This window comes from Streptomyces sp. NBC_00012 (assembly GCF_045040875.1).
In the GTDB taxonomy this organism is placed as follows: domain Bacteria; phylum Actinomycetota; class Actinomycetes; order Streptomycetales; family Streptomycetaceae; genus Streptomyces.
Window position 1 is genome coordinate 7,912,741 of sequence record NZ_CP108309.1, and the last position, 24,579, is coordinate 7,937,319.

Consider the following 24,579-nt stretch of genomic DNA (forward strand, 5'->3'; position numbering starts at 1 on the left):
AAACATGCCCTCGGACGGTCTTCTCGCCCTGACCGGAGCCCAGTCGGGCATCTGGAACGCGCAGCGCCTGGAACCCGACTCGCCGTACTACCTGGTCGGTGACGTGGTGGAGATAGCCGGCGGCGAACCGGTCGACGCGGACGCGCTGGCGGAGGCGGTCCGGGCGACCACCGAAGAGGCCGAGACCCTGCGGCTGCGGGTGTACGACACCCCGGACGGACCGCGGCAGACGGTGAGCGACGAGCCGGTCGGGCTGCCCGAGGTGATCGACGTCAGCGGTGCGGCCGATCCCGCGGCCGCCGCCCGGGCGCTCGTCGAGGACGAGCGAGGACGGGCCGCCGAAGCGTTCCGGGGGATGGTTGACCGGGCGCTCTGCTCACGTACCGTCATCAGGCTCTCGGACCACGAGGTCTGGTACACCCAGCTCGGCCACCACCTGGTCTTCGACGGCTACACCGCCTCCATGCTCGCCCGCCGCACCGCCGCCCGCTACACCGCCGTGGTGCGCGGGACCGAACCGCCGCGGTCGACGTTCGGCCGGTTCGCCGACCTCGTCGCCGCCGACCGGGCCTACCGGGACAGCGACCGGTGCGCCGAGGACCGCGCGTACTGGGTCGAACGGTTCACCCCCCTGCCCGACCTCGACGATCCCGGCGCCGCCGCCGGTCCGTCCGGCCGCACCCTGACCGCCCGCACCGTCGTCACCCCCGACGAGACGGCCCGGCTGCGCGCCTTCGCCGACCGGACCGGCGTCACCTGGGGCGAGGCGCTGATCGCCGGCTACGCCGCCTTCCTGCACCGCATGCTGGGCCGCACCGACGTGGTGTTCGCGCTGCCGCTGATGTGCCGGGCCGGCTCGGCCGAACTGCGCACCCCCGCCATGGCGGTCAATGTGCTGCCGCTGCGGGTGACCGTGGGCGCCGGGGACGACCTCGTGGAGCTGAGCCGGCGGGTCGCCTCCGCCATGCGCGAGATGCGCGAACACCAGCGGTACCGGGGGGAGGACCTGCCCCGGGACCTCGCGGCGCCCGGCGCGGGCGCACTGCTGCACGGGCGCGGGATCAACCTCAAGGCGTTCGACCTGGCGCTCGACTTCGCCGGCTCCGCAGGTGTGATGCGCAACGTCGCGGGCGGTCCCCCGGAGGACATGGGCCTCAGCGTCCTGCCGACCCGTGACGGCGGACTGCTGCTCGGCTTCGAGGTCGACGCCCGGTCCAAGGACCAGGCCGCCGTCGACTGCCTGCTCTCCGGACTGCGGGCGCTGCTGTCCGGGCTGACCGACGGCCTGCCCGTCGGCAGGATCGCCCTGACCGACGACGTGGACCGGCTGCTCGCCGACTGGTGCCCGCCCGCGCTGCCCGGCACACCGGTGGACGTGCCGGCCGCCTTCGACGCAATGGCCTCCGACGACCCCGGCCGCACCGCCCTGGTCTGCGGGGACGACCGGCTGTCCGCCGCCGGACTGGCGGGCCGGGTCCACCGGTTGGCCAGGGCCCTGCGGGCACGCGGGATCGGGCCCGACGACATCGTGGCGCTCGCACTGCCGCGCTCGGCCGACTCCGTGGTCGCCCTGCTGGCCGTGCTGGACGCGGGCGCCGCGTTCCAGCCCCTGGACGCCGCGTACCCGCCCGAGCGGCTGCGCGAGCTGATCGACGACACCCGCCCCGCGCTGGTGCTGACCGCCGGCGCGATCGACGGACTGCCGTGGACCACCCTGCTCGCCGAGGCCGCCGGACTGTCCGGCGCGCCCCTGACCGCCGACGAACTGGCCGCGCCCCGGCACCCCGAGCACCTCGCCTACGTCATCCACACCTCCGGATCGACCGGCCGCCCCAAGGGCGTACTCGGCCGGGCCGGCGGCCTGGCCGCGCTGCTGCACCACCAGCGGTCCACGGTCGTCGCCGAGGCCGAGCGGGCCGCGGGCAGGCGGCTGCGCGCCGCGCACACCTACTCGTTCGCCTTCGACTCCGCCTTCGACCACCTGGTCTGGCTGCTGTGCGGGCACGAACTGCACGTCTACGACACCGAAACGGCCCGCGACGCCGACGCCCTGCTCGCCGCTTACGCCCGCGACGGCATCGACATCGTGGACACCACACCGTCCATGGCCTCACCACTGGTCGATGGCGGCCTGCTGGAGCTGCGGCCCACGCTGCTGGTCCTCGGCGGAGAGGCCACCCCGCCCGCGCTCTGGCGGCGGGTCGCCGCGTCGGGGATCACCGCGCGCAACATCTACGGCCCGACCGAGGCGACCGTGGACAGCACCACCGCACGGATCGAAGGCGACGAGCCGACGATCGGCCATCCGCTCGCGGGCACCCGGATCCACCTCCTGGACAGCGCACTGCAGCCGGTGCCGCACGGCACGGCGGGCGAACTGTACCTGGCCGGACCGCACCTGGCCCGCGGCTACCTGGGCAGGCCCGGGGCAACCGCCGATCGCTTCGTCGCCGACCCCTTCGGCGCACCGGGGGAGCGGATGTACCGCACCGGCGACCTGGCCCGCTGGGTGCCCGGCCGGGGCCTGGAGTACCGGGGCCGCGGCGACGGACAGGTCAAGATCCGCGGACACCGGGTGGAGACCGGCGAGGTCGAGGCAGCGCTCGCCGCGGTGCCCGGGGTCACCGCGGCGGCGGCCGCGGTGCGGTCGTCCCGGCTGGCCGGCTACATCGTGTCCGCCTCGGTCACCGGGGAGGAGACGCGTGCCCACCTGGCCGAACGGCTGCCCGAGCACCTGGTGCCCGCGGCGGTCGTGGTGCTGGACCGGCTGCCGGTCACACCCAACGGCAAGCTCGACCGCGCCGCCCTGCCCGCGCCCGCGCTGCACAGCGGCGGCCGGGAACCGGGCACCGAGCGGGAGCGGCTGCTCTGTGCGGTCCTCGCCGAGGCGCTCGGCGTCGAACGGGTCGGCGTGGACGACGACTTCTACGCGCTCGGCGGGGACAGCATCACCGCGATCACCGTCAGCAGCAGACTGCGGGCGGCGGGCCTCGGACTGCGGCCCCGGGATCTGCTGGCGCGCCGCAGCTTCGCCGCCCTGGCGGCCTCCGCCGAGCTGTTGTCGCGGGCACCCGAGCCGCTGGACGACCCGACCGGCCCCGTGCCCGCGCCGCCGATCGCGCGCGGACTGCTCGACCCGCACCCCGACGTGGACGTCGTCGCCGGATACGCGCAGTGGACCGCCCTGCAGGTCGACGGACTCGACCACGGCGACCTGGTCACGGGCGTGCAGACGGTGCTCGACCACCACGACGCACTGCGGCTGCGGGCCGGCGACGGCCTGGACGTACTGCCCCGGGGCCTGGTGCGGGCCGTCGTCGACGAGGTGCACGGCGCGGAGGTGACCGCCCTGGCCCGGAGGCTCGCGGGCGAACTCGACCCGCGCTCCGGCGACCTGCTGCGAGCGGCCCTGCTCCGCACCGGCGACGGCACGCCGGACCGGCTGGTCGTCGTCGTGCACCACCTCGCCATGGACGGAGTGTCCTGGCGCATCCTGCTGCCCGATCTGCACACGGCCTGCACCGGAGGCACGCTCGACCCGGTCGGGGCGTCCTGGCGGCTCCACGCCCAACTCCTCGCCCGTCAGGGGGAATCAGGTGCGCGGCGAGGCGAACTCGACCACTGGCGGACCGCGCTCGGCTCCGCGCCCCGGCTGGGCGTCCGGCCGCTGGACGAGACACGTGACAAGGTGTCGACCGCGCACCGTTCGGTCACCGTGGCCTCGGCCGAGGCCACCGAGGCGCTGCTGACCACCCTGCCCGCGGCGTACCGCGCCGGTGTCGACGAGGTGCTGCTCGCCGCGCTCGTGCTTGCTTTGCGGGGCTGGGGCCTGCGCGACGACGCGGTGACCGTGTCGATGGAGGGCCACGGCCGCGAACACCTCGACCTGGCCCGTACCGTCGGCTGGTTCACCAGCGAGTACCCGGTGCGTGTCCCCGCCTCCGACGACGTGGGGCGGACGCTGCGGGCCGCCAAGGAGGCGCGGCGCGCCGTCCCCGACGGCGGTGTCGGCTACGGCGTCCTGCGCCACCTCGACCCGGAAGCGGGCCGCGAACTCGCGGCCACCCCGCCACCGGACGTGCTGCTCAACTACCTGGGCAGGTTCACCCCGTTGACCGGGACCGGATGGCGCCTGCCGGAGCAGGACGCCTTCTCGGTGATCGAGCCGGGTGCCAAGGCCCTGGAACAGGTGCTGGCACTCAACTGCTTCGTCCACGAGGAGGGCGCGCCACGGCTCGCCGTCGAGTGGACCGCCGCGACCGGGGTGCTCGGCACCGAAGCCGTGTCGGCCCTCCAGCAGGCCTGGGCCGCGGCGCTGGACGCGCTGGCCGCGCACGCGCTCCACACCGAGGGCGGGCTCACCCCGTCGGACCTCCCGCTGACCGGCCTCGACCAGGCCGCCATCGACGCCCTCGAACGCACCGGCCGCATCGCCGACGTACTGCCCGCCACACCCCTCCAGGTCGGGCTGTCCTTCCACACCCTGGTCCGCGACGACCACGACACCGACGTCTACGTCGTCCAGGCCGTCACTACTCTGATCGGCGAGCTGGAACCGGACCGGATGGCCGAGGCCGCACGCGAACTGCTGCGCCGCCACCCCGCCCTGCGGGTGTACCTGGGCACGGCCGGAGACTCCGTGGTGCAGGTGATCCCCGCCGAAGTCGCCCTGGACTGGCGGGAGGAGGACCGGTTCGCCGAAGCGGCCCGCGCCGATCTGGAGCGCCCGTTCGACCCGGCCCGGCCGCCGCTGATCCGCTTCCTGCTGTCCCGGGTCGGGCCCGCCGAGCACAAGCTCGTGATCACCAACCACCACGCCCTGCTCGACGGCTGGTCCATGCCGCTGGTCGGCCGCACCCTGCTCGCCGTCTACGCCGAGCTGAGCGGCGGCCCCGTCGCACCCACCGCCCCGCCGCTGTCGGAGTACTTCCGGTGGCTGGCGGGCCGGGACCGGGAGGCGTCGCTCGCCGCGTGGCGGGACGCGCTCGCCGGTGTCGACGAGGCGACGCGGCTGGCACCCGCGAGCACCGGCACCGCCGTCGAGCGGCCCGACCGCGAAACCATCGGACTGGGACGCGAGTTCAGTGACCGGTTGCGCGCGTTCGCCCGCGAACGGGGTGTCACCCTGACGACGGTGCTCCAGACGGCCTGGGGCCTGCTGCTGGGCAGGCTCACCGGCCGCCGCGACGTCGTGTTCGGCTGCCCGGTGTCCGGGCGGCCCGCCGAGGTCGACGGCGTGGAGTCGATGATCGGACAGCTCGGCACCACGATCCCGGTACGCGTGCGGCACACCCAGGACGAGACCGTGCTGGACCTCATGGCACGGGTGCACGCCGAGAGCGTCGCACTGGCCGAGCACCACCACATCGGACTGCCCGAGATCCAGCGGGCGGCCGGCATCGGCGAACTGTTCGACACGATGCTGGTCATGGAGAACTTCCCGCTGGCCGGCCGGAAGCGCACTCCGCTCGCCCCCGGCCTCGACCTGGCCGGGGTGGACATCACCGACGCCACGCACTACCCGCTGACCGTCATCGTGATCCCGGACGAGGAGATCACCATCGGCCTCGGCCACCAGCCGCGCGCCTTCACCCGGGAGACCGTGCGCGACTACGGCCGCTGGCTGCGCAACCTGCTCCGGGAGATCGTCGACGACCCGGCACGGCCCGCGATCCGGCTGCCCGCGCTCGACCCGGACGAGCGGGCACGGATGCTGCGTACCGGCACCGCCGCCGTCCCTGCCGGGGCACGCGGCCACTGGCTGGACGAGTTCGCCGCCCAGGTGCGCCGCAGGCCCGACGCCGAGGCGCTGGTCTGCCGCGACCGCAGCCTGAGCTACACCGAGTTGGACCGGCGGGCCAACCGGGTCGCCCACGCGCTGATCGTGCGCGGGGTACGGCCCCAGGACCCGGTCGTGGTCCTGCTCGGACGCGACATCGAGATGACCGTGGCCCTGTTCGGCGTGGCCAAGGCCGGCGCGGTCTACGTTCCGATGGACGCGAGCTACCCGCGGGAGCGGCTGGCCTACATGTTCGACGACATCGCCCCGGCCGCCGCCGTGACGACCGGCGCCGAACTGCCCGTCGACCGCGACATCCCGGTACTGCGGCTGGACGACCCCGCCACCCTCACCGCCGTACCGGACACCGACCCGGCCGAGGCACGCGAAAGGCTCACCGAGGACGCCCTCGCGTACGTCATCTACACCTCCGGCACCACCGGGCGGCCCAAGGGCGTCGGCGTGACCCACCGGGGCGTGCCCGACCTGATCGCGCTCCAGGAGGAGGTCGTCGGGGTCACCGAGCACGACCGCTACCTGCACTTCGCGTCGACCGGCTTCGACGTCGCGTTCTGGCAGACCATGGTGCCGCTGCTCTCCGGTGGTACGTCCGTGATCGCACCCGAGGAGGTGCGCGTCCCCGGCGACGAACTGCTCGACTACATCGTCGAACACCGGGTGACCGGAGTGAACCTGCTCCCGTCGTTCCTGGCCGCGATGCCCGACGACCGCACCGTCGACCCCGACGTGTTCTTCGTCGTCGGCGCCGAGCGCCTGGACCCCGAGCTGGCGCGGCGCTGGGGCGCGGGCCGCAGGGCGCTGTTCAACGCCTACGGTCCGACCGAGGTCACCATCAACTCCACGACCTGGCACTACGACCCGGACGACGAGGGACCGCTGCCGATCGGCCGCCCCGATCCCAACGTCCGCGCCTACGTCCTAGACGGCGGGCTCCAGCCGGTCGGCGCCGGCGTGACCGGCGAGCTGTACCTCGCCGGGCCGAGCCTGGCCCGCGGCTACCTCGGCCGCCCCGGCCCGACGGCCGCCGCGTTCGTGGCCGACCCGTTCGGCCCGCCGGGCGAACGGATGTACCGCACCGGCGACCTGGTGCGGTGGCGGCCGGACGGACAACTGGTGTTCCTCGGCCGCGCCGACCACCAGGTCAAGATCCGCGGCTTCCGGGTCGAGCCGGGCGAGATCGAGTCCACGCTGACCGGCCACCCCGACGTCCGCGCCTGCGCCGTGATCATGCGGGAGGGCCGGCTCGTCGGCTACGTCATCCCGGCCGACGGCGCCGAACCGGACACCGCGCGACTGCGCGAGTACCTGGCCGGGGAGCTGCCCGACCACATGGTGCCGACGGCGCTCGTGCCGATCGACCGGCTGCCGCTGGGCCCCGGCGGCAAGCTCGACACCGCCGCACTGCCGGCTCCCGGGACCGCGACCGCCGCGCGGCGCGAACCCGCCACCGCCACCGAGGCCTCACTGCTCGACGTGTTCCGGGACGTCCTGGGCACCGACGACATCGGCCCCGACGACGACTTCTTCGCCATCGGCGGGGACAGCATCGTGTCGCTGCAAGTGGTGTCGCGGGCCCGGCGCCGAGGGCTCGGCCTGAGTGCGCGGGACGTGTTCGAGGGAGCGACGGTCGCCGGGATCGCGGCGCGGGCCCGCGCCCTCGACGCCGGCGAGGCACCGGCCGTCGGGGACGCGCCGCTGACCCCGGTCATGCGGGACCTGCTGCGCCGGGCGGGGGCCGCCGCGGACGGGTTCTGCCAGTGGGTGGAGATCTGCGTCCCGCCGGGCGGTGACGCGACGACCTGGCGGGCGGTGCTCGACGCGCTCCTGGCCCGCCACGACGTGCTGCGGGCCCACCTGGCCGGCGATGTGCTGCGCATCCCGCCGGCCGGCGCGGTGACCGGAGCCGATGTGCTGACCCGGGTACGGGCGACCGGCGACCTGCGGGCCCCGGTGGACGCCGCGATCGCCGATGCCCGGGACGCGATGGACCCGCGTACCGGCCCGCTGCTGCGCGCGGTGTGGGTGGACGCCGGACCGGAGCGCCCCGGCCGGCTCGTCCTGATCGCCCATCACCTGATCGTCGACGGGGTGTCCTGGCGCGTCCTGCTGGACGACCTGGAGCACGCGTACTCCGGTGGCTCGCTGACCCGGCACGGGCAGTCGTTCCTGGGCTGGGCGCGTTCGCTGCGCGAGGCCGACCGGCGGGCCGAACTCCCGTACTGGCGGCGGACGAACGCCACCCCGGCATCCACCACCCGCCCGCTCGACCCCGCGCGGGACACCGTGGCCACCGCGGCGCACCACGAGATCCGGCTCGACGCCGGCTCGACCCGTGCCCTGATCACGACCCTGCCGGCCGCCCACCGCACCACACCGGACGCCGTGCTGCTGACGGCACTCGCCAGGGCGGTACGGGAGTGGCGCGGAACCCCCGAGGTTCTGGTCGCGCTGGAGAGCCACGGCCGCCCGCGCCAGGTCGACCTGTCCCAGACCGTCGGCTGGTTCACCGCCGTACACCCCGTCCGGCTCGACGCGGACGACGACGTGCGGGCGGTCGGGGAGCGGCTGCGCGCGCAGGGCGACGGCCTCGGTCACGGCATCCTCACCGCGGCGGGTCTGCTGGACCCGGTGACACCGGAGATCGCCTGGAACTACCTCGGCCGGTACCCCGGCGCCCCGGACCGCGAGACACCGTGGCAGGCACCCCCGGACGCCGACCCGCTCGGCTCGGGCGGCTCCGACGCGATGCCCCTGCCGTACGGCCTGATGGTCAACGCCCTGGTACGCGACGACCTGCTCGGGGTCCGGATCACCCGGCCGTCTGCGCTGTTCACCGCCGCCGAGGCCGAGGACCTGGCCGAGAGGCTGCGGACCGCGCTCCTGCGGGTCGCCGCCGCACCGGAGACCGGTGCGCTCGACCACGGCCACCCGGGCGCCGACGTACAGCCGCTCACCCCGTTGCAGGAGGTGATGCTGCGGCACTCGCGCACCGAGAGCCCCGACCCGTACACCGTGCAGTCGGCGTTCTCCCTGGCCGGCCCGCTCGACACCGATGCCCTGCGCGAGGCGGGCGCCGACCTGCTGGCCCGTCACCCGAACCTGGGCGCCGTGTTCCCCGCCGATCTGGCGGTGATCCCCGCCTCGCCCCGGCCGGAGTTGCGCGTGGTCGACGGGGAGGCCGACGAGGTGCTGGCGGCGGACCTGGCGGAGCCGTTCGACCTCGCCCGGGGCCCGCTCTTCCGCCTGACCGTGATCCGGCGCGGCCCCGACCGCGCCGACCTGGTCCTGACCAGCCATCATGTGCTCTCCGACGGCTGGTCCGCCCCACGCATGCTCACCGAACTGTTCGCGCTCTACACGGCGAGGGTCCGCGGTGAGGCCCCCGGCCTGCCCGCCCCCGTGCCGTTCGCCGACTACCTGAGCTGGTGCGCCGACCACGAGCCCGGCCTCGATGTCTGGGCGGCCGAGCTGGACGGCCTGCCCGAGGGCGACTACCTGGGCGCCGGTGAACCAGGTCCGGCCTGGCAGGAACCCGAGGTCATCGAGTTCGACGCGGCACTGGTGGCAGGCCTCACCGCCCTCGCGGCCAGGCGAGGCCTGACCCGCAACACACTGGTGCAGGGCGCGTGGGCGGTGCTGCTCGCACGGCGCTCCGGTCACCCGGACGTCTGCTTCGGAGCCATGGTCTCCGGCCGTCCCCCGGAGCTGGCGGGCGTCGAGGAGATCATCGGGCTGCTGGCCAACACCGTGCCCGTGCGGGCACGGCTCGGCGGCACGCTCGCCGAGACGCTCACCGACCTCCAGTCCCGGCAGCGGTCACTGGCCGACCACCACCACGTGGCCCTGTCCGACCTGGAACGGCTGACCGGGCGGCGCAGGCTGTTCGACAGCCTGGTGGTGTTCGAGAACTACCCGGTCGACCCGGAGCGCCTCCGCGAACCCGCCCCCGGACTCACGGTCCTCGCGACCCGCTTCCGCGAGGCCACCCATCACCCCGTGACCCTGACCGTCATGCCGGACGGGGACGGCTGGACGGGCGTGCTCGCCCACCGCGCCGGAACGGCGGTCGACGGGCTCGCCGAGGAGCTGCTCGACCTGCTCCGAGCCCTGGACGAGCACCTCGACAACGACGTGCTCGATCTCCTGGAGGGCCGATGAGCGGGAACGCCGCGCCGAAGGACGGGACCGTCGCGCCACCGGACGCACGGGTGGACACACAGCTGCTGCGGACCGCGTTCATCCTGGTGCTCGGCACCTTCATGGCGACGCTGGACGCCACGATCGTCAGCGTCGGCATCGACAGCCTGAGTGAGGAGTTCGGCGCCTCCGTCGCCGGGATCCAGTGGGTGACCACCGCCTATCTGCTGGCCGTCGTCGCCGCCGTGCCCGCGTCCGGCTGGCTGGCCGACCGGTTCGGCGGCCGGCGGACCTGGCTCGCCGCCGTGGGTGTGTTCCTGCTCGGCTCGGTGCTGTGCGCGTCGGCCTGGTCGGTGACCAGCCTGGTCGTGTTCCGGGTGGTCCAGGGCCTCGGCGGCGGGCTGCTGCCGGCGACCGGGCAGGCGCTGCTGGCCCGGGTCGCGGGCCGCGCCCGCACCGGGCGGGTGATCAGCGTCGTCGCGGTCGTCCCGCTGCTGTCACCGGTGTTCGGCCCGCTGGTCGGCGGCGCGATCCTCGGTGTGGCGCCGTGGCCGTGGCTGTTCCTGGTCAACCTGCCCATCGGTGTGGCCGCGGCGCTGCTCGCCCGCCGTCACGTGCCCGCGGTGCCGCCGTCGACGCGGCGGGCGGCGTTCGACCTGCGCGGGGCCCTGCTGCTCTCGCCCGGCCTGGCCGTGCTGGTGTTCGGGCTGACCGAGGTCGCCCACGACCGGACCCTCCCGGCGGTGATCGGTGTGGGCGCGGGGCTGGCGATGCTGGCCGGATTCACCGTGCACGGGTTGCGGACCCGCAGCACACCGCTGGTCGACCCCCGGCTGTTCGCCCGGCCGCCCTTCGGCGCCGCCGCCGTCGCCCTGCTCGTACTGGGCGCGTCGGTCTTCGGCACGATGTTCCTGCTGCCGCTCTACTTCCAGACCGGCCGCGGGTTGTCGGCGTGGCAGGCGGGGCTGCTGCTCGCTCCCCAGGGGCTGGGTGCGGCGGCCGGGTCGGTGCTGGTCAACCGGACCATCGACAAGGTCGCGCCGCGGACCCTGGTCGTCACCGGGATCGTGCTGATCCTCGCGGGCACGGTGCCGTTCACCCTGCTCGGCCACGGGCCCGGGGACGCGGTGATCGCCTCGGCGCTGGTGGTGCGCGGCTTCGGGATGGCCATGGTCGGCGCGCCCGTGATGAACATCGTCTACAGCCGCATCGAGCCCGCGCAACTCCCCCGTGCCTCCGGAGCGCTCAACCTGCTCAACACCGTGGGCGGCTCGGTCGGCACCGCCGCCCTCGCGGTGGTCCTGCAGAACCGGCTGTCCGCCCGCGATCCGGACATCTCCGCGGCGTTCGGCGACACCTTCTGGTGGGTGCTCGGTCTTTGCCTGTTCGCCGCCGCCGGGGCGACGCGGCTGCCCCGGACCGAGGCCAGGAGGTCATGAGCCGGAAACCGTTGTACGCCATGGCCCGGGGCTGCTCGGCTGCCGTCCCTGCGCCGGCCGCTCAGGCCGCCGGGCCGATGGTGACCTTGACGTGCTTCATGATCGGCTGGTCGCTCTGGGCGCTGTAGTCGCCGAGCGCGCACAGCACGTTCATCTCCGGCATGTAGCCGGCCGCGCAACCCCGGGGGATGTCGTAGGGGACGGCGAGGTAGCCGTTGAGGGACCGCCGGCTGATGCCGCGGCACCCACGGCCGGAGGCGCCGGGGGTGCCGCGCCACCGTCAGCGCAGCGCCTCGGGCAGCTCCTCCCGGTGGACGATGCCCAGGCGCCGCGTGGCACGGGTCAGAGCCACGTACAGGTCGCCGGTCCCGAACCCGGCGGGCTCCACGACCAGCACATGGTCGAATTCGAGTCCCTTGGCCTGCCGCGGGCCGAGCAGTACCACCGGCCGGGTCAGATCCGGCTCGGCACCGGCCGTGACCCCGGCCAGCGGAGCCGCGATCTCCTCGTGGAGCGCCTGCGGCGCGATCACCGCGAGGCGTCCCTCCTCGGGCGTCAGCTCCGCGACGGCCTGCGCCACAGCACCCGCCAGATCCTCCCCGGCGTCCCGCGTCCACGGCACCTCACCGGTGGACCGCACCGAGCCGGGCGGCTCGAAGGAAGGGTCCTCGGCCCGTACGACCCCGGCGGCCAGCTCCATGATCTCGGCGGGTGTGCGGTAGTTGACCTCGAGCCGGACGTGCTCGAAGCGGTCCCCGACGTACGGCTCGAGGATCTTCTCCCACGAGCCGACACCAGCCTCCTCGGAGGTCTGCGCCGGGTCGCCGACGAGGGTCATCGAGCGCGTCGGTGAACGGCGCATCAGCAGCCGCCACGCCATCGGCGACAATTCCTGCGCCTCGTCGACGATGAGGTGCCCGAACGCCCAGGACCGGTCCGCGGCGGCGCGCTCGGCCGCGGTGCGGTGATCGGCCTCCTCCTGCCGCTCCGCCATCCGTTCGGCATCGACGATGTCGTGGGCGGCGAGGACCTCGGACTCCTCGTCCTCGAACTCGTACGTCTCCGAGCCCCTCGAAAGCTCCAGCACGCCCTGCGCGTACGCGATCCGCTCCTGGCGCTCGGCCTCGTCCGCCGCCCGTTCGGCACTGTCGTCTGCCCCGAGGAGTTCCGCCGCCTCGTCGAGCAGCGGCACATCGGCGGGGGTCCACATCCCGTCGCCGGGCGTGCGCCGGATGGCTTCGGCATCCTCGTCCGGTACGTGCACGGGGTCGGCCAGATAGTCGGTGAGGAACCCCTCCGGAGTGAGGGCCGGCCACAGCTCCTCGATGGCGGAGTGCACCTCCTCGGCGGCCGCGACGCTCTTGCCGAGCTGAGCGATGTCGTCGGGGCCGAGGAGGTTGGGACCGCCGTACGGGTCGGCGCCGATCCGCTCGGTGAGCTGCGAGGTGAGGGCGTCGATGATCCGGAAGGCGAAGTACGGGCGGGCGAGATTGTGCGGCAGCCGGGTGTCGCGGGCCGCCTGCCGGGCCTCGTGGGCGATCTCCCGGTCGAGCACGAGATCCCCGTCGTCGTGCGGGAGGACCAGTGGTGCGCCGGGTTCGGGCAGCCGCTGCCGGTCGCGGACGGCGAGGGCGAGCGCCTGTGCCATCCGCTCACCGCCCTTGACGGCGGCGGCGCGGGGCGTGTCGGTGCCGTGGGCGTGGACCCCGGGGAAGAGTTCGGCCTGCGTGGCGAGGAGGGCGCCGGTCTCGCCGAGCGCGGGCAGCACCTCGCCGATGTATTGCAGGAAGGCGGGGTTGGGGCCCACGATCAGGACGGCACGCCTGGCGAGCAGCTCACGGTGCTCGTACAGCAGGAAGGCCGCCCGGTGCAGTGCCACCGCTGTCTTGCCGGTACCGGGGCCGCCCTCGACGACCAGGACCCCGCGGTGCGGGGCGCGGATGACGCGGTCCTGCTCCGCCTGGACGGTCCGCACGATGTCGCCCATGCGGCCGGTGCGGGCGGAGTTCAGGGCGGCGAGCAGCACGGCGTCGCCGCTCGGGTCCTCGAAGCCGGTGCGCTCCCGGTCCCGGAGATCGAGGATCTCGTCGTGCAGTTCGGTGACGGCGCGGCCCTCGGTGGTGATGTGCCTGCGCCGGCGCAGACCCATGGGTGTGTGACCGGTGGCGAGGTAGAAGGGGCGGGCGACCGGTGCACGCCAGTCGATCAGCACGGGCGTGTGCGCGGTGTCGTCCTCACGGATGCCGACACGGCCGATGTGGTGCGCGGTGCCGTCGGAGAGATCGATGCGGCCGAAACACAGCGAGCCGTCCACCGCGTTCAGGGCGGCCAGCAGACCCGAGCGTTCGGCGACGAGCACATCGCGTTCCAGACGGGCCTGCAGGCCCGTGCCGACCGGTGTCAGCGCCTCCTCGACGCCCTGCGCGGCGATTCCGCGCAGCGCGTCGACACGGTCGTAGAGCCGGCCGATGAATTCCTGTTCCTTCTGCAATTCGGCGCGTTCGCGATTTGACAAAATGGCTCCCTGCCGGATACGGTGTTTATTAATGGCCCCTGGTGTGGGGCCTTTTCTGTGGGCACACAGAAACACTCAATATACCCGGGAAAATCCCCGGCCCACTATCGCGGGCCGGGGATTTTCTGTGCTGCAGACACTGCCGGGACCGGGGAGCCGGGACCGAGAACAGGGGACCGGCGGGACCACGAGGACCACCGGGACCAGGACCGGAGACGCCGCCAAGTGCCCGGCGGCGCCGAGCGCGATACCGGCGGCGCGGACGGGAGACGCGGCCACAGGCCGCCCGATGAGCGGACCGCTCCACGGACAGCCCTTAGACTCCGCGAATGGCGAAGTACTTCGACGTGCACCCCGAGAATCCTCAGCGGCGCACCATCAGCAGCGTTGCCGACAGCATCCGGTCCGGCGCGCTCGTCGCGTATCCGACCGACTCCTGCTACGCACTGGGCTGCCAGCTGGGCAGCCGTGACGGGATCGGCCGGATCCGCTCGATCCGTAACCTCGACGACCGTCACCACTTCACGCTCGTGTGCCAGAACTTTGCGCAGCTGGGTCAGTTCGTGCAGGTCGACAACGATGTGTTCCGTGCGATCAAGGCGGCGACGCCCGGCAGTTACACCTTCATCCTTCCCGCGACGAAGGAGGTGCCGCGCCAGCTGCTGCACCCGAAGAAGAAGACGGTCGGAGTGCGGATCCCCGACCACGTGGTCACCCAGGCGCTGCTCGCCGAACTCGGGGAACCGCTGCTCTCCAGCACCCTGCTCCTGCCCGACGAGGATGAGCCGATGACACAGGGCTGGGAGATCAAGGAACGCCTCGATCACGTGGTGGACGCCGTGGTCGACTCGGGCGACTGCGGCACCGAGCCGACCACGGTCATCGACTTCTCAGGCGGCGAACCCGAGATCGTCCGCCGGGGCGCCGGTGACGTCACGCGGTTCGAGTAGCCGCTTTGGCCGGCCGCCACGCCGTCTGCCCGGTCGCCTCGTCGAAGCGCTTCAGCACCAGGCGCGCCACGTCGGGGTGCGCGCCGAGCGGGGCGGAGACGAAACAGCCGCCGGCCTCCTGCGCGCGGCGGGCGAAATGGCCCGGGGCCATCAGATGGCGGGCGACCGCCACCCGCCGGTGACCCGCGGCCCGAAGGGATCGCACCGCCTCGGCCGGCGACGGCGCGTTCGCGCAGAGGCAGGCGGCCACCACCGGGCGCCCGAGCCGCTGCCGGAGCAGGGCGGCCATCACCTCGGTGTCCGCACCGGCCGTCGGATCGGTGGACCCGGCGGCCGCCAGTACGACGGCGTCCGGGGCGGACGGTCCGTGGCCGCTCGCGGTCCGGCCCGCCTCCGCGAGCCGGTCGGCCAGGGCGGTGGCCAGCAACGGGTCCGGGCCGAGCGGTGCCGCCTGCCGGACGTCCGGGTGGGGTGCGGCCGCCCGGACGGCGGGCAGATCCACCGTCACGTGGTAGCCGGTGTTCAGCAGCAGCGGGACCAGCACCACCGGACCGCGCGGGACGGCGAGCACCTGGGCCGGCGTCGGCGGGGCGAGGTCGAGGAAGGACAGATGGGCCGTCAGGCCGGGCCGCTGGGCCCGGACCAGGTCGAGCAGTGCCCGGTAGGTGGCGATGCCCGCCGGGTCGCGGGTGCCGTGCGCGACGGCCAGCAGGGCCGGCGCCGCGGTCTCGTCCCTCATACCGCCGCCGCCAGGCTGTAGCCACGCTTGGGGACCGTACGCACCAGACGGGCGTGCCCGTCCAGTGCCCCTCGCAGCCGGGCGACCGCCGCCTCCACCGCGTGCTCGTCGGCCTGGCCGGTGACCCAGACGCGGCGCAGCAATTCGGCCCGGCTGAGCACCCTCCCCGGCTGCTCGGCCAGTGCGCGCAGCACCGCCGCGAGCAGCGGCGGGAGCCGCACGGGCGGCCCGTCGTCGATCAGTACGGCGTTGCCCTGGAGCACCAACGTGCTGGGACCGGCGCGGACTTCACGCCTGGCGTGCGCCGGCAGCACGGCCTCGACGGTCCGCACCATGGCGCCGAGCCGTCCCCTCTCCGGGCAGAGCACGGCAACTCCGGCCTCCTTCAGCCGCCGGGCACAGACCGGCCCCACGCAGACCGACAGCACGTCCTCCCGCAGTGCGGTCAACACCTCGTCGCCGAGCCCGAGTCCGGCCGCGGCGGCGAGGAGGGCGTCGATCGCGGGCGCACTGGTGAAGGTGAGCGCGTGCAGTTCACGACGGACCGTCTGCTCGACCAGCCGGCGCAGCGGCGACGGATCGGCCGGCGGCCCCCAGCGATAGACCGGGACCGGAATCACTTCGGCTCCCCGCTCGCGCAGCGCGTCGGAGAAGGCGTCCAGCGGCACTCCGTGCTCCTGCACGGCGATCCGTCTGCCGGGCAGATCGCGCGCGAGCAGCCAGGCCAGCAGCGCGTCGGTGGTCTCGGTGACGGGGGAGTAGGTCTCGCTCAGGCCCCCGGCCCGCACCGCACCGGTCGCCTTCGGACCACGGGTGAGCACCACGGCCTCCCGGCACACCTCGGCCAGGCGCGCGCCGTGCCCCCAGCCGTCGGCCGCGCTCAGCCAGCCGCGCCAGCCGACCCCGGTGGTCGCCACCACATAGTCGAGCGGTCCGGTCAGGCAGCGTGCGGTGGCCCGGCGCAGTGCCGCGTCGTCCTCCAGCGGGAGGATCCGCAGAGCGGGCGCCTCGACTACCGTGGCGCCGCGCCTGCGCAGCAGCGCGACGAGTTCCTCCCGCCGGCGCGCGGCGGTGACCCCGATGGTGAAGCCGACGAGCGGGCCCGCGGGCCGGTTGCTGTTCATGTCCTGAAGGTTCCGGCGGCGCTGTTTCGGCCATGTTGCACCCCCATCACGTCGTCGTAAGCGGGAGGCCGTCGCACGTTACACAAGGTTTCCGCCGCGTCACCCCGGGCCCGGCGGCCGGTGAAGGAGCCGTACCCCGGACGCAACAGAACCGACCCGGTCGCGAAACGGCGTCCACCGACGCTCGGGGCATGACGACGACCGACACCCACTGCCCGTACTGCTCGCTGCAGTGCGGCATGCGCCTGCGGGTGCCGCAGGACGGCGGCGGGGCGCAGGTACTGGAGCGCCCCGACTTTCCCGTCAACCGCGGCGCGCTCTGCGGAAAGGGCCGGTCGGCCACCGCGCTGCTCGGTGCCGGGGCCCGGCTTACCGCGCCGCTGGTACGCGACGAGCGGGGCGGCGAACTGCGCGAGGCTTCCTGGGGCGAGGCCCTCGACCGGGTGGCATCCGGTCTGACGGCGGCCGGCCGCCGCCACGGGCGGGACGCGGTCGCGGTCTTCGGCGGCGGCGGGCTCACCAACGAGAAGGCGTACCTGCTCGGCAAGTTCGCCCGGGTGGTGCTCCGTACCCCGAACATCGACTACAACGGCCGGTTCTGCATGTCCTCGGCGGCCGCCGCGCACCGGATCGCCTTCGGCCTCGACCGCGGACTGCCCTTCCCGATGGCCGACATCGCCACGACGGGCTGCGTGATCCTGGTCGGCGCGAACCCGGCCGACACCATGCCGCCCGCACTGCGCTACTTCACCGGACTCCGTGCCAACGGCGGCACCCTGATCGTGGTGGATCCGCGGCGTACCCGTACCGCCGAACAGGCCGACCTGCACCTGCAACCCGTCCCCGGCACCGATCTGGCGCTCGCACTCGGCCTGCTGCACCTGGCGGTCGCCGAGCACAGGGTGGACGAGGCGTTCGTCGCCGGGCGCACCACCGGCTTCGAGGCGGCCCGCACCGCGGCGATGGCGCACTGGCCGGAGCGGGTGGAAGCGCTGACCGGCGTACCGGTGCACCAACTCCGGGAAGCCCTGCGGCTCTTCGCCGACGCCGCCACCGGCATGGTGCTCACCGCACGCGGCCCCGAGCAGCAGAGCAAGGGGACGGACACCGTCGGCGCCTGGATCAACCTCTGCCTGGCGCTCGGCAAGGCAGGCCGGCCCGGTTCCGGCTACGGCTGCCTGACCGGACAGGGCAACGGACAGGGCGGGCGGGAGCACGGCCAGAAGGCCGACCAGCTGCCCGGCTACCGCTCGATCGCGGACCCAGCCGCCCGCGCGCACGTCGCGGACGTCTGGGGAGTGCACCCCGACGACCTGCCCGGCGCGGGCCGATCGGCCTACGAACTGCTGGACGGCCTGGGCACGGCGGGCGGCGCCCGGGCACTGCTGGTGATGGGCTCCAACCCGGTGGTCTCCGCGCCGAACGCGGCCCACGTCGCCGAGCGGCTGCGAGCCCTGGACTTCCTCGCCGTCAGCGACCTGGTGCTCTCCGAGACCGCGCATCTCGCCGATGTGGTGCTGCCCGCCGCGCAGTGGGCGGAGGAGACCGGCACGACCACCAACCTGGAGGGCCGGGTGATCCTGCGCCGGGCGGCCCTGGCCCCGCCACCCGGCGTACGCACCGACCTGCACGTGCTGCGCGAACTGGCCGCCAGGCTCGGCGTGGACGACGGCTTCCCCGAGCAGGCCGAGGAGGCATTCGAGGAGCTCCGCCGCGCCTCGGCCGGCGGCCCGGCCGACTACGCCGGGATCAGCTACCCGCGGATCCGCGCCGAGAACGGGGTGTTCTGGCCCTGCCCCGACGAGGAACACCCCGGCACGCCCCGGCTGTTCCTGGACCGCTTCGCCACCCCGGACGGGCGGGCCCGATTCGCCCCGGTCACCCACCGCCCGGCCGCCGAGGAACCCGACCCGGAGTACCCGCTCCACCTCACGACCGGGCGGGTCCTCTCCCAGTACCAGAGCGGCGCCCAGACCCGCCGGGTGCCCGAGCTGAACCGGGCCGCGCCCGGCCCGTTCGTGGAACTCCACCCGCAGCTGGCGGCACGGCTCGGCGTGGCCGAGGGGGAGCCGCTCAGGGTCACCAGCCGGCGCGGCCGCGCGGTGGCCCCCGCCCGGGTGACCGCGGCGATCCGGCCCGACACCGTCTTCATGCCGTTCCACTGGGCGGGCGCCGGGCGGGCCAACACGCTCACCAACCCGGCCCTCGACCCGGTCTCCGGGATGCCCGAGTTCAAGGTCTGCGCCGTGCGTGTGGAGCGGATCCGATGAGCCGCCGGATCGCGGTGGTCGGCGCCGGGATGGCGGCCGCCAGGTTCGCCCAGCAGTACCGGGCGCACGGCGGCGACGCGGAAGTGGTGCTGTACGGGGCAGAGCCGCGCGGCCCGTACAACCGGGTGCTGCTGGCCGACGTGCTGACCGGGCGCCACGACCCGGAGGCGATAGCGCTGCCCCACGGAGCCGGAACGATCGTGCGCGGCGGCTGCGAAGTGGTCGGCCTGGACCCGGTGGAACGCCGGCTGCGGCTGTCCGGAGGCGAATCGGCCGGCTACGACGAACTGGTCCTGGCCACCGGTGCCAACCCCGTACTGCCTCCCCTGCGCGGCCTGTACGAACCGGACGGGCAGAAGGGCGGGCTGAAGGAAGGCGTGCACGCCTTCCGGACCCTGGCCGACTGCGCCCGCCTCGCCGAGGACGCCGCCGGAGCCGAACGCGCCGTGGTGATCGGCGGCGGGGTGCTCGGGGTGAGCGCCGCCCGGGCACTGGCCGCGCTCGGCCTTCCGGTGGAGATCGTCCACCAGGCCCCGTACCTGATCGAACGCCACCTCGACGAGCGAGCCGGGAACGCACTCCGCGGCCACCTCGCCGCGCTGGGCGTGGAGACCTACCCGGGCAACCGGGCCCGTGCCCTGCGCGGGGGAGCGCGCGTCACCGGGGTCGAGCTGGCCGGCGGCTACCTGCTGGACGCGGACCTCGTGGTGCTCGCCTGCGGCGTCCGTCCGCGCACCGGCCTGGCCGCCGCGGCCGGGATCACGGTGCGCAAGGGCGTCGTGGTGGACGACCGGCTGGCGGCCTCCGCGCCCGGGGTGTATGCGATCGGCGACTGCGCCGAACACCGGGGAACCGTCCACGGACTGGCCGGCCCGGCCTGGGAGCAGGCCGATCTGCTCGCGGCCCGGCTGGCGGGAGCGGGCGGGGACGTCCGCTACACCGGTTCGCGCCCGATGACCCGGCTCACCGCGGGGGTCCTGGAGTACGCGGCCTTCGGCGAGGTGGGCGAGGACATCCCCGGCACCGATGTGCTGCGCCTGGTCGACCCGACCCGTGGCTCGTACAAGAAGCTCGTGCTCCGCGGCGACCGGCTCGTCGGCGGCATCCTCCTCGGCGATCTGGCCGCGGCAGGCGATCTGGCCCGCGCCTACGAGCGTGACGATCCGCTGCCCGAGGACCCCCTCGACCTGCTCACCAGCACCCGATGACCCTCCGCGACGTCACCCGAGGAGAGCGCCCGTGATCGAGAAATCCCTGATCCTGGTCGGCCACGGCATGGTCGGACAGCGCTTCCTGGAAGCCCTGTCCGAGCAGCCGGCCGCCGAGCAGACACACCGCTGGCGGGTCACCGTACTTGCCGAGGAACCCCGCCCCGCCTATGACCGGGTCCATCTGACCAGCTGGTTCTCCGGCACGTCGGCGGAGGAACTGACCCTGTGCCCGCCAGGGTTCATCGAGCGGCACGGTATTGATCTGCGTCTGGGCGACCCGGCCACCGCGATCGACCGAGAGGCCCGCACCGTCACCACCCGCAGTGGCGACGTACTGCGGTACGACGCCCTGGTGCTGGCCACCGGCTCCTACCCGTTCGTGCCGCCGGTGCCCGGCCACGACGCCACGGGCTGCCATGTCTACCGGACCATCGAGGACCTGGAGGCGATCACCGCGAGCGCCGGAGGTGCCACGGTCGGCGCGGTGGTCGGCGGCGGACTCCTAGGCCTGGAAGCGGCCGGGGCGCTGCGGGCCATGGGCCTGGAGACCCATGTGGTGGAGTTCGCACCCCGGCTGATGGCCCTTCAGGTGGACGACGGCGGCGGCGCGGTGCTCCGGCGCAAGATCGAGGACCTCGGCGTCCACGTCCACACCGGGGCGGGCACGCAGCGGATCGACACCGACGAGCACGGCCGGGCACACACCATGGCGCTCTCCGACGGCACGGACCTAGCTGTCGACCTCGTGGTCTTCTCGGCCGGTGTGCGCCCGCGCGACCAGCTGGCCCGCGACTGCGGGCTGCCGGTCGGCGAACGCGGCGGCATCGTCGTGGACGAGCACTGCCGCACGACGGACCCGCGCATCCGGGCGATCGGCGAGTGCGCGCTGGCCGCCGACGGCCGGGTCTACGGCCTGGTCGCCCCCGGCTACGCGATGGCCGACACGGTGGCCCGTGAACTCACCGGCACCACAGCCGAGTTCACCGGCGCCGACACCTCCACCAAGCTCAAGCTGCTGGGTGTGGACGTGGCCAGTTTCGGCGACGCGCTGGGCGCCACCGAGGGCGCCCTGGAAGTGCTCTACGCCAACAGCAGGGCCGGAATCTACAAGAAGCTGGTGGTCGGCCCTGACGGCCGGCTGCTCGGCGGAGTGCTGGTCGGTGACGCCGAGTCGTACGCCGCACTCCGCCCGCTCGCCGCGAGCCGCTCCCGACTGCCGGCCCCGGCGGAACAGTTGCTGCTCCCGGCTGCCGCGGACGGCCGGCACGGCCCGCTGGTGCTGCCGGACGAAGCGGTGGTCTGTTCCTGTCACAACGTCAGCAAGGGGGCCGTCCGGGCGGCCGTGTCGGGACAGGGCATGCGCACCGTGCCCGAGGTCAAGAAGTGCACCAAGGCCGGTACCGGATGCGGCAGTTGCGTCAAACTGCTGGGCTCCATCGTGGACGAGGAGCTGGCGGCGGGCGGGCACGAGGTGGCCCGCGGTCTGTGCGAACACTTCACCCACAGCCGCGCGGAGCTCTACGAGATCGTCCGTGTCAAGGGCATCACCGGCTTCTCCAGGCTGATCGACGAACACGGCAACGGTGAGGGCTGCGACATCTGCAAACCCACCGTCGCCTCGATCCTGGCCGCCCTGGGCAACGGTCATGTCCTGGACGGCGAACAGGCCGCCCTCCAGGACACCAACGACCACTTCCTGGCCAATCTCCAGCGCAACGGCTCCTACTCCGTGGTGCCGCGGATCCCCGGCGGCGAGATCACCGCCGAAGGACTCATCACCATCGGTGAGATCGCCCGCGACCACGGCCTCTACACCAAGATCACCGGCGGCCAGCGGATCGACCTGTTCGGCGCCACCGTCGACCAGCTGCCGGGTATCTGGCGCCGGCTGGTGGACGCCGGATTCGAGTCCGGCCACGCCTACGGAAAGGCCCTGCGCACGGTCAAGTCCTGTGTCGGGCAGTCCTGGTGCCGCTACGGCGTACAGGACTCGGTGGCCCTGGCGATCGAACTGGAACTGCGCTACCGGGGCCTGCGGGCGCCGCACAAGCTCAAGTCCGCGGTGTCCGGCTGCGCACGGGAGTGCGCGGAGGCGCAGAGCAAGGACTTCGGGGTGATCGCCACGTCGGAGGGCTGGAACCTCTACGTCGGCGGCAACGGCGGAGCGACCCCGCGCCACGCCGATCTGCTGGCGGCCGGCCTGGACCACGACACCCTGATCCGCACCATCGACCGGTTCCTGATGTTCTACGTCCGCACCGCCGACCGCCTGGAGCGCACCGCCCCCTGGGTGGAGCGCCTGGAGGGCGGCCTCGACCACCTGCGCGCGGTCGTCCTCGACGACTCGCTCGGCATCTGCGCGGACCTCGACGAACTGATGGCACGGCACGTCGAGACGTACGAGGACGAGTGGGCGGCGACCCTGGCCGACCCTGAGCGGGTACGCCGCTTCGTCTCCTTCGCCAATGCTCCCGGAACACCCGACCCCACCGTGCGATTCGTCCACGAACGCGACGTGATCCGCCCGGCCCGCCCCGACGAGGGCGGGTTCCCTCTCACTCCGGCCCTGATCGCCGGCCCGGCCATGGAGGTACGCACACGATGAACGGGACCATCCCCGAGGAGAACACCGGACCTGTGGTGGAGATCGACGACGGGCGGACCTGGACGCCGGTCTGCCGGTACCGGGACCTGGACCCGGGCCGCGGAATAGCGGTGCTGGTCGGCCCGCGGGGAGACCAGGTCGCGCTCTTCCGCGAGCGCGCCGGCACGGTGCACGCACTGGCCAACCGCGACCCGTTCAGCGGCGCCCATGTCATCTCCCGCGGTCTGCTCGGCAGTCGGCTCGGCGTACCGGTGGTGATCTCACCGATGCTTAGGCACGCCTTCGAACTGCGCACCGGACGCTGTCTGGACGAGGAGCACACCCCCGACGGAACCCCCGCCGGGCTGCGCGTCTGGCCCGTGCGCGTGGTCGCGGCCACCCCTGCGGAGGTGGGCCGATGAGCACCGCCACCGCAGCCGTCACCCCCGGCCGGAGCGGCTCCCGGCGGATCGAGGACTGGGATCCCGAGGACAACGAGTTCTGGACCCTGGCAGGCGCCCGGATCGCCCGGCGCAACCTCGTCCACTCCGTCCTCAGTGAACACATCGGCTTCTCCGTCTGGAGCCTGTGGTCGGTGCTGGTGCTCTTTCTCGGCCCGGAGTACCACATCGACGCGGCCGGGAAGTTCACCCTCACCGCCCTGCCCACCGCACTCGGCTCGGTGCTGCGGATTCCGTACACCGTCGCCGTGGCGCGGTTCGGCGGACGCAACTGGACGGTGTTCAGCGCCCTGTTGCTGCTGGTGCCGACCGTGCTGGCCGGGATCGTGCTCAAGCCCGGGGTCTCCTACGGCACACTGCTCGCGGTGGCCGCCGTGGCCGGTGTCGGCGGCGGCAACTTCGCCTCCTCGATGGCCAACATCAACGCCTTCTACCCGCAGCGGCTCAAGGGCTGGGCGCTGGGGGTCAACGCCGGCGGCGGCAATCTCGGCGTACCGGCCGTACAACTGCTCGGCCTGCTGGTGCTGGCCACCGCGGGCGCCGGCCATCCGCGGCTGCTGATCCTCGTCTACCTGCCGCTGATCGTGCTGGCGGCGCTCGGCGCGGCGCTGCGGATGGACAACCTCGCCACCGCTCGCGGCGACCGCGGCGCCATGTGCGAGGTGCTGGGGAACACGCACGGCCGGGTGATGTCGCTGCTCTACATCGGTACCTTCGGCTCGTTCATCGGCTTCGGCTTCGCCTTCGGGCAGGTCCTTCAGGTCCAGTTCCACGAGCGGTTCGACACTCCGGCGAAGGCGGCGGCACTCACCTTCCTCGGGCCGCTGCTCGGCTCGCTCTCCCGCCCGCTGGGCGGCCTTCTGGCGGACCGCTACGGCGGCGCCCGGGTCACCTTCTGGACCTTCGCCGCCATGGCACTGGGGGCAGGCACGGTACTGGAGGCGTCACGGCAGCACTCACTGGCGCTGTTCCTGGGCGGGTTCGTCGCGCTCTTCGTCCTCAGCGGGGCGGGCAACGGCTCGACGTACAAGATGATCCCGGCGATCTTCCGGGCCACGGCACGGGCGGAGATCGCCGGGGGAGCCCCGCCGGCCGAGGCCGAGCGCCGCTCACGGCGCCGGGCCACGGCCCTGATCGGAGTGGCAGGCGCGATCGGTGCCTTCGGCGGAGTGCTGGTCAACCTCGCCTTCCGGCAGTCCTTCCTGGAGACGGGGAACGGCCAGGCGGCGTACATGGCGTTCCTCGCGTACTACGCCCTGTGCCTGGCGCTGACCCGGGCCTGCTACCTGCGCCGCTCCGCGCGCCGACTTCCGGACGTGTGATCGCGCCGCACCACTCGGGCGGCACGG

11 protein-coding genes are annotated in these 24,579 nt (G+C 73.7%); 8 read left to right on the forward strand and 3 right to left on the reverse strand.

The annotated features are described in order from the left end of the window. Nucleotides 1–4 precede the first annotated feature (4 nt). Both OHA19_RS35690 and OHA19_RS35695 read left to right on the forward strand, forming a co-directional pair. A complete protein-coding gene (locus tag OHA19_RS35690) occupies nt 5–9,958 on the forward strand; it encodes an amino acid adenylation domain-containing protein (RefSeq protein WP_405753360.1) in 9,954 nt (3,317 codons plus the stop codon). Then, the gene (locus tag OHA19_RS35695; RefSeq protein WP_405709534.1) at nt 9,955–11,376 is read left to right on the forward strand and encodes an MDR family MFS transporter; all 1,422 of its coding nucleotides are present in this window, start codon (nt 9,955–9,957) and stop codon (nt 11,374–11,376) included. Before OHA19_RS35690 ends, OHA19_RS35695 begins: the two co-directional genes overlap by 4 nt. Nucleotides 11,377–11,656: 280 nt before the next feature. Here OHA19_RS35695 and OHA19_RS35700 read toward each other — a convergent pair whose 3' ends face one another. Beyond that, a complete protein-coding gene (locus tag OHA19_RS35700) occupies nt 11,657–13,867 on the reverse strand; it encodes a HelD family protein (RefSeq protein WP_405753362.1) in 2,211 nt (736 codons plus the stop codon). Nucleotides 13,868–14,220: 353 nt separating this feature from the next. On the opposite strand from OHA19_RS35700, the gene OHA19_RS35705 reads away from it, so the two are divergent. Beyond that, nucleotides 14,221–14,841 (forward strand): L-threonylcarbamoyladenylate synthase, encoded by a 621-nt coding sequence (locus tag OHA19_RS35705; protein WP_266692419.1) that lies wholly within the window; start codon nt 14,221–14,223, stop codon nt 14,839–14,841. Here OHA19_RS35705 and OHA19_RS35710 read toward each other — a convergent pair. Then, nucleotides 14,825–15,580, reverse strand: coding sequence for a sirohydrochlorin chelatase (locus OHA19_RS35710; RefSeq protein WP_405709530.1), 756 nt, complete (start codon nt 15,578–15,580; stop codon nt 14,825–14,827). The two genes, OHA19_RS35705 and OHA19_RS35710, sit on opposite strands and share 17 nt — an antisense overlap. After that, on the reverse strand, nt 15,577–16,704 hold the full coding sequence (locus OHA19_RS35715; RefSeq protein WP_405752910.1) for a uroporphyrinogen-III synthase: 1,128 nt from the start codon (nt 16,702–16,704) through the stop codon (nt 15,577–15,579). Before OHA19_RS35715 ends, OHA19_RS35710 begins: the two co-directional genes overlap by 4 nt. Before the next feature lie 191 nt (nt 16,705–16,895). Here OHA19_RS35715 and OHA19_RS35720 point away from each other — a divergent pair, with 191 nt between their 5' ends. Genes OHA19_RS35720 through OHA19_RS35740 form a run of 5 tightly spaced genes read left to right on the forward strand, consistent with a single transcriptional unit; the run spans nt 16,896 to nt 24,552 of the window. After that, the gene (locus OHA19_RS35720; RefSeq protein WP_405709524.1) at nt 16,896–18,974 is read left to right on the forward strand and encodes a molybdopterin oxidoreductase family protein; all 2,079 of its coding nucleotides are present in this window, start codon (nt 16,896–16,898) and stop codon (nt 18,972–18,974) included. After that, a complete protein-coding gene (locus tag OHA19_RS35725; protein WP_405752913.1) occupies nt 18,971–20,182 on the forward strand; it encodes an NAD(P)/FAD-dependent oxidoreductase in 1,212 nt (403 codons plus the stop codon). The genes OHA19_RS35720 and OHA19_RS35725 overlap by 4 nt, the downstream gene beginning before the upstream one ends. Nucleotides 20,183–20,213: 31 nt before the next feature. Continuing rightward, complete coding sequence (gene nirB, locus OHA19_RS35730; RefSeq protein ID WP_405752915.1) at nt 20,214–22,790, forward strand: nitrite reductase large subunit NirB; 2,577 nt, start codon at nt 20,214–20,216, stop codon at nt 22,788–22,790. Next, complete coding sequence (locus OHA19_RS35735) at nt 22,787–23,191, forward strand: nitrite reductase (NAD(P)H) small subunit (RefSeq protein ID WP_405709515.1); 405 nt, start codon at nt 22,787–22,789, stop codon at nt 23,189–23,191. The genes nirB and OHA19_RS35735 overlap by 4 nt, the downstream gene beginning before the upstream one ends. Further along, a complete protein-coding gene (locus OHA19_RS35740) occupies nt 23,188–24,552 on the forward strand; it encodes a nitrate/nitrite transporter (protein WP_405752918.1) in 1,365 nt (454 codons plus the stop codon). Before OHA19_RS35735 ends, OHA19_RS35740 begins: the two co-directional genes overlap by 4 nt. The last annotated feature ends 27 nt before the right edge of the window (nt 24,553–24,579 follow it).

Excerpts from the sequence above, each read along its gene's own strand:
- OHA19_RS35690 (WP_405753360.1), top strand. The coding sequence starts at position 5 with ATGCCCTCGGACGGTCTTCTCGCCCTGACCGGAGCCCAGTCGGGCATC.
- OHA19_RS35695 (WP_405709534.1), top strand. The coding sequence starts at position 9,955 with ATGAGCGGGAACGCCGCGCCGAAGGACGGGACCGTCGCGCCACCGGAC.
- OHA19_RS35705 (WP_266692419.1), top strand. The coding sequence starts at position 14,221 with ATGGCGAAGTACTTCGACGTGCACCCCGAGAATCCTCAGCGGCGCACC.
- OHA19_RS35710 (WP_405709530.1), bottom strand. The coding sequence starts at position 15,580 with ATGAGGGACGAGACCGCGGCGCCGGCCCTGCTGGCCGTCGCGCACGGC.
- OHA19_RS35715 (WP_405752910.1), bottom strand. The coding sequence starts at position 16,704 with ATGAACAGCAACCGGCCCGCGGGCCCGCTCGTCGGCTTCACCATCGGG.
- OHA19_RS35720 (WP_405709524.1), top strand. The coding sequence starts at position 16,896 with ATGACGACGACCGACACCCACTGCCCGTACTGCTCGCTGCAGTGCGGC.
- OHA19_RS35725 (WP_405752913.1), top strand. The coding sequence starts at position 18,971 with ATGAGCCGCCGGATCGCGGTGGTCGGCGCCGGGATGGCGGCCGCCAGG.
- OHA19_RS35735 (WP_405709515.1), top strand. The coding sequence starts at position 22,787 with ATGAACGGGACCATCCCCGAGGAGAACACCGGACCTGTGGTGGAGATC.
- OHA19_RS35740 (WP_405752918.1), top strand. The coding sequence starts at position 23,188 with ATGAGCACCGCCACCGCAGCCGTCACCCCCGGCCGGAGCGGCTCCCGG.